General features: G+C 71.5%; 8 protein-coding genes. 1 reads left to right on the top strand and 7 read right to left on the bottom strand.

From position 1 onward, the window contains the following. From FRZ03_RS41350 to FRZ03_RS31935, 7 genes are all read right to left on the bottom strand, one after another. On the bottom strand, nucleotides 1–98 hold a 98-nt coding region (locus FRZ03_RS41350), incomplete at its 3' end, for an HTH domain-containing protein (RefSeq protein ID WP_398661600.1). A 107-nt stretch (nucleotides 99–205) separates the two neighbouring features. After that, nucleotides 206–2,908 (bottom strand): pyruvate dehydrogenase (acetyl-transferring), homodimeric type, encoded by a 2,703-nt coding sequence (gene aceE / locus FRZ03_RS31960; protein WP_146468565.1) that lies wholly within the window; start codon nucleotides 2,906–2,908, stop codon nucleotides 206–208. A gap of 295 nt (nucleotides 2,909–3,203) precedes the next feature. Beyond that, on the bottom strand, nucleotides 3,204–3,827 hold the full coding sequence (locus tag FRZ03_RS31955) for a GntR family transcriptional regulator (RefSeq protein WP_146468564.1): 624 nt from the start codon (nucleotides 3,825–3,827) through the stop codon (nucleotides 3,204–3,206). 212 nt (nucleotides 3,828–4,039) lie between these two features. Then, entirely contained in the window at nucleotides 4,040–5,080 is a 1,041-nt protein-coding gene (locus FRZ03_RS31950; RefSeq protein ID WP_146468563.1) for a 2-oxo acid dehydrogenase subunit E2, read from the bottom strand. A gap of 60 nt (nucleotides 5,081–5,140) precedes the next feature. Continuing rightward, nucleotides 5,141–6,529 carry a dihydrolipoyl dehydrogenase gene (gene lpdA / locus FRZ03_RS31945; RefSeq protein WP_146468562.1) on the bottom strand — a complete coding sequence of 463 codons (1,389 nt, stop codon included), beginning with the start codon at nucleotides 6,527–6,529 and terminating at the stop codon, nucleotides 5,141–5,143. A gap of 314 nt (nucleotides 6,530–6,843) precedes the next feature. Continuing rightward, on the bottom strand, nucleotides 6,844–8,388 hold the full coding sequence (locus FRZ03_RS31940) for a leucyl aminopeptidase (protein WP_146468561.1): 1,545 nt from the start codon (nucleotides 8,386–8,388) through the stop codon (nucleotides 6,844–6,846). Nucleotides 8,389–8,603: 215 nt separating this feature from the next. Beyond that, the gene (locus FRZ03_RS31935; protein WP_146468560.1) at nucleotides 8,604–9,389 is read right to left on the bottom strand and encodes an adenosylcobinamide-GDP ribazoletransferase; all 786 of its coding nucleotides are present in this window, start codon (nucleotides 9,387–9,389) and stop codon (nucleotides 8,604–8,606) included. A gap of 64 nt (nucleotides 9,390–9,453) precedes the next feature. On the opposite strand from FRZ03_RS31935, the gene FRZ03_RS31930 reads away from it, so the two are divergent. Then, nucleotides 9,454–10,173, top strand: a 720-nt coding sequence (locus FRZ03_RS31930; protein WP_146468647.1) for a hypothetical protein, incomplete at its 3' end; no start/stop codon positions are given.

Below are 10,173 nucleotides of genomic sequence, written 5' to 3'. Positions count from 1 at the left end.
GCCGCCGCGTCCCGCGTCACCGTCCGCTCCGACACCTCCAGCTCCCGCGCGAGTTCGCCGGCGGTCATGGACGCCCGCGCCTGGAGAAGCAGAACCATCTTGATGAGCCGCGCCGCACGCATGGGGCCATCATGCCGAAAGGCACCGACAAAGAAGGGGTACGGCGAGTGCCGTACCCCTTCCCCGGGTTCCTCGGAACCGGTGACTACAGGCCGTACTTCTCCCGGGCCTCCTTCACCGCCGTCGCCTTGACCTCGCCGCGCCGGGCGAGCTGGGCGAGGGCGGCGACGACGATGGACTCCGCGTCCACGCCGAAGTGGCGGCGGGCCGCCGGGCGGGTGTCGGAGAGGCCGAAGCCGTCCGTGCCCAGCGAGGACCAGTCCTGCTCCACCCACTGCGCGATCTGGTCCGGGACCTGGCGCATGTAGTCGGAGACCGCGAGGACCGGGCCCTCGGCGCCCTGGAGCGCCTGGCGTACGAAGGGCACGCGCTCCTCGCCGCGCAGCAGGGCGGCGTCCGCCTCCAGCGCGTCACGGCGCAGCTCGGACCAGGAGGTCGCCGACCAGACGTCGGCCGCGACGCCCCACTCCTCGGCGAGGAGCCGCTGCGCCTCAAGCGTCCAGTGGATCGCCGTGCCGGAGCCCAGCAGCTGGATGCGCGGGGCGTTGGCCGGGACGGTGACGCCCGCCGACTCCGCCGTGTTGAACCGGTACAGGCCCTTGACGATGCCCTCGTCGATGCCCGCGACACCCGGCTTCGCCGGCTGCGGCAGCGGCTCGTTGTAGACGGTCAGGTAGTAGAAGACGTTCTGGTCCTCGCCCGGCTGTGCCTCGCCGTACATCCGGCGCAGACCCTCACGCACGATCACCGCGATCTCGTAGGCGAACGCGGGGTCGTACGACAGCGCCGCCGGGTTGGTCGCGGCGATCACCGGCGAGTGGCCGTCGGCGTGCTGGAGGCCCTCGCCCGTCAGCGTCGTACGGCCCGCCGTGGCGCCCACCAGGAAGCCGCGGCCGAGCTGGTCGCCGAGCTGCCACATCTGGTCGGCGGTGCGCTGCCAGCCGAACATCGAGTAGAAGATGTAGAACGGGATCATCGCCTCGCCGTGCGTCGCGTACGCGGTGGACGCGGCGATGAAGTCGGCCATCGACCCGGCCTCGGTGATCCCCTCGTTGAGGATCTGGCCGTTCTTGGCCTCCTTGTAGAACATCAGCTGGTCGCGGTCGACCGGCTCGTACGTCTGGCCCTTGGGGGAGTAGATCCCGAGCGACGGGAAGAGCGACTCCATACCGAAGGTGCGCGCCTCGTCGGGGACGATCGGCACCCAGCGCTTGCCCGTCTCCTTGTCGCGCACCAGGTCCTTGACCAGGCGGACGAAGGCCATGGTGGTGGCCACGTTCTGGGAGCCGGAGCCCTTGTCGAAGGAGGCGAACGCCTTCTCGGCGGGGGCCGGCAGCGGAGCCAGCGGGTGCGTGCGACGGGCCGGGGCGGGACCGCCCAGGGCGGCGCGGCGCTCCTGGAGGTAGCGCACCTCGGGGGAGTCGGCGCCCGGGTGGCCGTAGGGCACCACGCCGTCGACGAAGTCGCTGTCCTTGATCGGCAGCTCGAGCAGGTCGCGCATCGCCTTGAACTCGTCCACCGTCAGCTTCTTCATCTGGTGGTTGGCGTTCTTCGACGCGAAGCCCTGGCCGAGGGTGTGGCCCTTGACCGTCTGGGCGAGGATCACGGTCGGCGCGCCCTTGTGCTCGACGGCCGCCTTGTACGCCGCGTAGACCTTGCGGGACTCGTGACCACCGCGCGAGAAGTGGAAACACTCCAGGATCTTGTCGTCCGAGAGCAGCTTCGCCATCTCGGCCAGCGCCGGGTCGGCGCCGAAGAAGTCCTGGCGGATGTAGGCGGCGTCGCGGGTCTGGTACGTCTGGACCTGCGCGTCCGGGACCTGGCGCAGCCGGCGGACCAGCGCGCCCGTGGTGTCGAGCGCGAACAGCTCGTCCCAGGCGGTGCCCCACAGCGTCTTGACGACGTTCCAGCCGGCGCCGCGGAACTGGGCCTCCAGCTCCTGCACGATCTTGAAGTTGGCGCGGACCGGGCCGTCCAGGCGCTGCAGGTTGCAGTTGATGACGAAGGTGAGGTTGTCCAGCTCCTCACGGGCGGCGAGCGCGAGGGCCGCCGTCGACTCCGGCTCGTCCATCTCGCCGTCGCCGAGGAACGCCCACACGTGCGAGGACGAGACGTCCTTGATGCCGCGGTTGGTCAGGTAGCGGTTGAAGCGCGCCTGGTAGATCGCGGAGAGCGGGCCGAGACCCATGGAGACCGTGGGGAACTCCCACAGCCAGGGCAGCCGGCGCGGGTGCGGGTACGACGGCAGGCCGTTGCCGCCGGCCTCCTGGCGGAAGTTGTCCAGCTGCGCCTCGGACAGGCGGCCGTCCAGGAAGGCGCGGGCGTAGATGCCGGGGGAGGCGTGGCCCTGGATGTACAGCTGGTCGCCGGAGCCGTCGCCCTCCTTGCCCTTGAAGAAGTGGTTGAAGCCGGTCTCGTAGAGCCAGGCGGCGGAGGCGAAGGTGGCGATGTGGCCGCCGACGCCGTGCTTGCTGCCCCGGGTCACCATGGCGGCCGCGTTCCAGCGGTTCCAGGCGGTGATGCGGGCCTCCAGCTCCGGGTCACCGGGCAGGCCCGGCTCGGCGGAGGTGGGGATGGTGTTGACGTAGTCCGTCTCCAGCAGCTTCGGCAGCGCGATGCCGCCCGCCTCGGCGCGCTCCAGCGTGCGGCGCATCAGGTACGCGGCGCGATGCGGGCCTGCCTCCCTGGCCACGGCGTCCAGGGAGGCCTGCCACTCGGCGGTCTCCTCGGGGTCGCGGTCCGGGAGCTGGTCCAGCTCGCTCGGCTGGATGGCGTTGGGGTCGGTCATGTCGCCGCCTTCCTCAGTCGAAGGGGGTTCCCTCACAGGCAAGGGTTCGGGGGTGCCCTAGGTCTTTGGCAGGACAGGGCAGAGGACTTCGGGTGGAAGTCCGTCCGTGACTGTAACTCCCTGATCGATGATCGATCAAAGGGTGGAACCGGAAAATCTCTCGATTTCAAGAAAGTCGGCACCCGGTGCCTTCGAAGAGGGCACCCGGTGCCGACTTCGATCAGCGAATTCGCAGGTGAGCGGGGACGCGCTCGCGCCACGCCGGGGTGTCGGCGTGCGGGCGCGGCCGGGTGGCTCAGGCGCGCGGGGCGCAACCCAGGACGTGCGCCTTCACCAGCTCCGCGATCCGCGGGTCCCGGCGCTTGAAGGCCTGCACCAGTTCCTCGTGCTCCTCGGCGTACGACTGCTGCACCGTGCCCAGCCAGCGGATCGACAGCGCCGTGAAGACCTCGATGCCGAGCCCCTCCCAGGTGTGCAGCAGCACCGAGTTGTCGGCGGCGCGGACCAGTTCGCGGTGGAAGCCCACGGTGTGCCGGACCTGGGCGGTGCCGTCGGCCGCGCTGTCGGCCTCGTACAGGGCCAGCACATGGGGTTCCAGGGCCGTGCAGTCCCGGGCGAGCCGGTCCGCCGCCAGCTCCGCCGCGATGGCCTCCAGACCGGCCCTGACCGGGTAACTCTCCTCCAGATCGGCCGCGGTGAGGTTGCGTACCCGCACGCCCTTGTTCGGCGCGGACTCGATCAGCCGCAGCGACTCCAGCTCGCGCAGCGCCTCCCGCACCGGGGTCTGGCTGACCTCCAGCTCGGTGGCGATCCGCCGTTCCACGATCCGCTCACCCGGCTGCCAGCGCCCGCTGACGATTCCCTCCACGATGTGCTCGCGGATCTGTTCGCGCAGCGAGTGGACTACGGGCGCGGTCATGAGGGCTCCTCCCGGGGGCAGACATTTAGACAATACGGCGGCAGCGCTTCGCGGGAAGGGCGCGTGGGGGTGCTTTTGCGCAGGTGAGACAAGGCTTACACGGGGTGTCGGGGGCGCAAACGGCGCATACGCTCCCAGCAGCGGAAAACGCCGGTGCCCCCGTCCGGAGGTTCCGGACGGGGGCACCGGCGTGTGCGCGCGGTGACCGCTGGTTACAGGCCGAGCTCGATCTCGAACTCGCCGGCCTCCAGGATCGCCTTGACCGCCGTCAGGTAACGGGCCGCGTCGGCGCCGTCGACCAGACGGTGGTCGTAGGAGAGGGTCAGGTACGTCATGTCGCGGACGCCGATGACCGTGCCCTCCTCGGTCTCGATGACGGCCGGACGCTTGACCGTGGCACCGATGCCGAGGATCGCGACCTGGTTCGGGGGCACGATGATCGTGTCGAACAGCGCGCCGCGCGAACCGGTGTTGGAGATGGTGAAGGTCGCGCCGGACAGCTCGTCCGGGGTGATCTTGTTGGCGCGGACCTTGCCCGCCAGCTCCGCCGTGGCCTTGGCGATGCCCGCGATGTTGAGGTCGCCGGCGTGCTTGATGACCGGGGTCATCAGGCCCTTCTCGGAGTCCACCGCGATACCGACGTTCTCGGTGTCGAAGTAGGTGATCGTGCCCTCGGCCTCGTTGATGCGGGCGTTGATGACCGGGTGGGCCTTCAGCGCCTGGGCGGCGGCCTTCACGAAGAACGGCATCGGGGAGAGCTTGACGCCCTCACGGGCCGCGAACGAGTCCTTCGCCTGGGCGCGCAACTTCATCAGACGGGTGACGTCGACCTCGACGACCGACGACAGCTGGGCCTGCTCGTGCAGCGCCTTGACCATGTTGTCGCCGATGACCTTGCGGATGCGGGTCATCTTGACGGTCTGGCCGCGCAGCGGGGAGACCTCCAGCGCCGGGGCCTTCTTGGCGGCCGGGGCGGCCGCGGCGGCCGGAGCCGGGGCGGCGGCGGGGGCACCGGTGCCGTCGTCGATCACGGCCAGCTCGGCGCCGACCTCGACCGTCTCGTCCTCGGCGACCTTGATGGAAGCCAGCACACCGGAGGCGGGGGAGGGGATCTCGGTGTCGACCTTGTCGGTCGAGACCTCGAGCAGCGGCTCGTCGGCCTCGACGCGCTCGCCCTCGGCCTTCAGCCAGCGGGTGACAGTGCCCTCGGTGACGCTCTCACCGAGCGCCGGAAGGGTTACGGAAACCGCCATGGTTTCGGTTGCTCCTTACGAATTGCGGAAGTCTGTGTCGTCGCGCCCGTTGACCGAAGGTCAGTCGTGGGAGTGCAGCGGCTTGCCGGCCAGGGCCAGGTGGGCCTCGCCGAGCGCCTCGTTCTGCGTCGGGTGGGCGTGGATGAGCTGGGCGACCTCGGCCGGCAGCGCCTCCCAGTTGTAGATCAGCTGGGCCTCGCCGACCTGCTCGCCCATGCGGTCGCCGACCATGTGGACGCCGACCACGGCACCGTCCTTCACCTGGACGAGCTTGATCTCGCCCGAGGTGTTGAGGATCTTGCTCTTGCCGTTGCCCGCCAGGTTGTACTTCAGAGCGACGACCTTGTCCGCGCCGTAGATCTCCTTGGCCTTGGCCTCGGTGATGCCGACGGAGGCGACCTCGGGGTGGCAGTACGTCACCCGCGGGACACCGTCGTAGTCGATCGGAACGACCTTGAGACCGGCCAGACGCTCCGCCACCAGGATGCCCTCGGCGAAGCCGACGTGCGCGAGCTGGAGCGTCGGGACGAGGTCGCCGACGGCGGAGATGGTCGGGACGTTGGTCCGCATGTACTCGTCGACCAGGACGTAGCCCCGGTCCATGGCGACGCCCTGCTCCTCGTAGCCGAGGCCCTGGGAGACCGGGCCGCGGCCGACGGCGACGAGGAGGACCTCGGCCTCGAACTCCTTGCCGTCGGCCAGGGTGACCTTGACGCCGTCCTGGGTGTACTCGGCCTTCTGGAAGAAGGTGCCGAGGTTGAACTTGATGCCGCGCTTGCGGAACGCGCGCTCAAGAAGCTTCGAGCTGTTCTCGTCCTCGACCGGGACGAGGTGCTTCAGACCCTCGATGACGGTGACGTCGGCACCGAAGGACTTCCACACGGAGGCGAACTCGACGCCGATGACACCGCCGCCCAGGATGATCGCGGACTTCGGCACGCGGTCCAGGACGAGGGCGTGGTCGGAGGAGATGATCCGGTTGCCGTCGATCTCCAGGCCCGGCAGCGACTTCGGCACGGAGCCGGTCGCCAGCAGGACGTGGCGGCCCTGGATGCGCTGGCCGTTCACATCGACGGAGGTCGGGGAGGACAGCCGGCCCTCGCCCTCGATGTACGTCACCTTGCGGGACGCGATCAGACCCTGCAGACCCTTGTACAGGCCGGAGACGACGCCGTCCTTGTACTTGTGGACGGCCGGGACGTCGATCCCCTCAAGGGTGGCCTTGACGCCGAACTGCTCGCTCTCGCGGGCCTGGTCGGCGATCTCGCCCGCGTGCAGCAGGGCCTTGGTGGGGATGCAACCCCGGTGCAGGCAGGTGCCGCCGACCTTGTCCTTCTCGATCAGGGCGACGTCCAGGCCCAGCTGCGCCCCGCGCAGGGCCGCGGCGTAACCACCGCTACCACCGCCGAGGATCACTAGGTCGAAAACGGTGCTGGCGTCGTTCGCCACGTCACGTCCTCCATGCATGTGCGCCTTGCGCCGATCTCCGATGACCGGCGGGCGGCTGGTGTCCGGCCGCTTGATGCTTCGGCCCTTCGGTGGGGGCCCTGTCCTGCCGGGCTCCATCTTTGCACTTGTTGGAGGTGTACGAGTCGCCGGGCCGGTGTGTGAGACGTCCCACGTTCCCGGGAAACGGACGGGAACGCGCGGACGGAACGCGCACGGAAAGCGGACGGAAAAGGGGCGCGGGCGACCGCGCGAGCGGTCTCCCGCGCCCCCTCGGCCGGGGCCGCGAGCCGTGCGGCCGAGCCGGTGGGCGGGCGTCAGCCCAGGTCACCCTCGGCGGTCAGCTCCGCGAGGCGGACCAGCGTGCGCACCGCCGTGCCCGTGCCGCCCTTCGGCGTGTACCCGAAGGGGCCGCCCTCGTTGAACGCCGGGCCGGCGATGTCGAGGTGCGCCCAGGCGATGTCCTCGCCGACGAACTCGCGCAGGAAGAGACCGGCGAGAAGACCGCCGCCCCACCGCTCGCCGACGTTGGTCATGTCGGCGACCTGGGACTCCAGGCCCTTGGCCAGGTGCTCCGGCATCGGCATCGGCCACGCCGGCTCGCCGACCTCCTCGGCGGCCTCGTACACCGTGGTGCGGAACGCGTCGTCGTTGGCCATGACGCCCAGCGTCCGGGTGCCCAGCGCCACCATCATCGCGCCGGTCAGCGTGGCGACGTCCACGATCGCGTCGGGCTCCTCCAGGGAGGCCGCCCACAGCGCGTCCGCGAGCACCAGCCGGCCCTCGGCGTCGGTGTTGAGCACCTCCACCGTCTTGCCGCTGTACATGCGCAGCACGTCACCCGGGCGCACCGCCGAGCCGGACGGCATGTTCTCGGCCAGCGCCAGCCAGCCGGTGACATTGGCCTCCAGGCCGAGCCGGGCCGCGGCGACGACGGCGGCGAACACGGCGGCGGCGCCGGCCATGTCGCACTTCATCGTCTCGTTGTGGCCGGCCGGCTTCAGGGAGATGCCGCCCGAGTCGTAGGTGATGCCCTTGCCGACGAAGGCGAGGTGCCGCTCCGCGTTCGGGTGCGTGTACGCCACCTTCACCAGGCGCGGAGCCGACGCGGAGCCGCCGCCGACCCCGAGGATGCCGCCGTAGCCGCCCTTGGTCAGCGCCTTCTCGTCGAGCACCTGCACCTTCAGGCCGTGCTCCTTGGCCGCGGCCTGCACGATCTGGGCGAAGGCCTGCGGGTTGAGGTCGTTCGGCGGGGTGTTGACCAGGTCGCGGGCGCGGTTCAGCTCCTCGGCCACCGCGACGGCGCGGGCGACGGCACCCTTGTGGGCGGCGTCGCGCGGCTTGCCGCCGAGCAGCGCGGCCTCGGCCAGCGGAGCCTTGCCGTTCTTGGCGCGGGCGCTCTTCGCCCGGCCGCCGTTCTCCTTGTACGCGTCGAAGGTGTACGCGCCGAGGAGCACGCCCTCGCCGATCGCCTCGACGGCGCCGGGGCCGTCGACGGGCAGCGCGAACGCGGCCTTCTTGCTGCCGGCGAGCGCACGGGCGGCCGTACCGGCGGCCTTGCGCAGCACCTCGGCGTCGAAACCGGGCTCGCCGTCCTCGGCGTCCGGCTCCGCGCCCAGGCCCACCGCCACCAGGAGCGGGGCCTTGAAGCCCGCCGGGGCCGGCAGCTTCGTCAGCTCGCCCTCGGCACCCGAGGCGCCCAGGGTCTCCAGGACGCCGGCCAGCCTGCCGTCGTACGCCTTGTCCACGGCCTCGGCGCCCGGCGCGACGACGGGTCCCTTGGCGCCCTTGGCGACACCGATCACGATCGCGTCGGCCCGCAGGCCGGGCGCCGCGGCGGTGCTGAGAGTCAGAGCAGTCACGGTGGTGAATTCTCGCTTCCGATGTGAAGTTGCTGTGGCCGAAATGGTGTGGGTCGACCGGGCCCGAGAGCCGACCCTAGGTCCAGGCCTGGGGACAAATGGCAACCGGGGTCTTCACCCTGTCGGCGAACACCCGGGACGAGGTTACGCGTGTGCGCCCGATTGCTCACGCCTGAGGGTGTTTCGGATGTCCGGCCGATGCCGTCACCGGGCGGTCAGGGCGCGAAGGCCAGCACCACCAGTGCCGTCGTCGCGGCCGTCTCAGCGAGGGCGCCGAACACGTCTCCGGTGATCCCGCCGAAGCGTCGTACGCAGCGGCGCAGCAGGAGTTCGGCGGCGGCGAGGGCGAGCAGCACGGCGGCCGCGGCACGCCATCCGCCGTGCGCGCCGAGGGCGGTGCCCCAGCCGGCCGCGGCGGCCGTGCACAGCGCCGTGACCGCCAGCGCGCCCGGCACCGGCACCACCCCGGCGACCGCCGCGCCGAGCCCCTCCGGCCGGGCGGCCGGCACCCCGGTGCGGGCGGCCAGGGTGAGCGCGAGCCGGGCGGCCACCGCGGAGGTCACCGCCGCCGCGGCGCCCCGCGCCCACGAGTCGCCGAACAGCTGCGCGAGCACGGCGACTTGGGCCAGCAGCACGAGGACCAGGGTGAGCACCCCGAACGGGCCGATGTCCGACTGCTTCATGATGCGCAGCGCGTCCGCGGCCGGCTTGCCGCTACCCAGCCCGTCGGCGGTGTCGGCGAGCCCGTCCAGGTGCAGCCCCCGGGTCAGCGCGGCGGGGACGGCGACCGCGCCGACGGCGGCGAGCAGCGGGCCCGCGCCGAGGAACAGCAGCACCGTCCCGAGGGCCGCCGCGAGGGCGCCGACGACCAGCCCGACGGCGGCGGCGGCGAGCATGCCCCCGCGCGCCGCCCCGCGGTCCCAGCGGTGCACCCGCACGGGGAGCACGGTGAGGGTGCCGAAGGCGAAACGGAGACCGTCGAACGGAAAGGACGTGCGCATCGGCGCAGGTTACCCGGCGGTCCCGGGGCCGCCGAGGGCGAGGCGCCGGGGATAAAGTGCGCACATGGGGCACTGGTGGGTGCGGAACATCATCGAACCGGGCAAGCTTCCGCTGCTGCTCGCCCTCGCCGCCTTCGTCCTGACCTTCGTGGTCACCCGGGTGATCACCCGGCTGATCCGGGCGGGCAGGGGCCCGTTCCGCAATGTCAGCGCGGGCGGGCTGCACATCCACCACGCCGTCCCCGGGGTCGTGCTCACCGTCGTCGGCGGCTTCGGCGCGTTCGCCGGCGACCGGCACGGCGTGAGCGAGGCGATCGCCGCCGTGGTGTTCGGCGCCGGCGCCGGACTGGTCCTGGACGAGTTCGCGCTGATCCTGCACCTGGACGACGTGTACTGGACCGAGGAGGGCCGCAAGAGCGTCGAGGCGGTGGCGCTCACCGCGGCCCTCGTGGCACTGCTGCTCGCCGGGTTCGTGCCGTTCGGCGTCAACGACCTCACCGCGCAGGAACTCGCCGACCGGGGCACGGTCATCGCCGGCATCTGCGCCAACTTCGCGCTCTCGCTCATCGCCCTGAGCAAGGGCAAGGCCCGGCTCGCGGTGTTCGGCGCGATCGTCCCGCTGGTCGCGCTGTTCGGCGCGGTCCGCCTGGCCCGCCCGGACTCCCGGTGGGCCCGCCGCTTCTACGGCCGCCGCCCCCGCACCCGGGCCCGCGCCACCCTGCGCGCCTACCGCCACGACCGCCGCTGGTCCCGCCCCAGCCGTGCCCTCCAGGACTGGATCGGC

The organism is Streptomyces misionensis (assembly GCF_007896895.1).
GTDB classification, from domain to species: domain Bacteria; phylum Actinomycetota; class Actinomycetes; order Streptomycetales; family Streptomycetaceae; genus Streptomyces; species Streptomyces misionensis_A.
The sequence above is the reverse complement of the archived record's forward strand: the minus strand, read 5'-3'. Positions and strand labels throughout refer to the sequence as shown.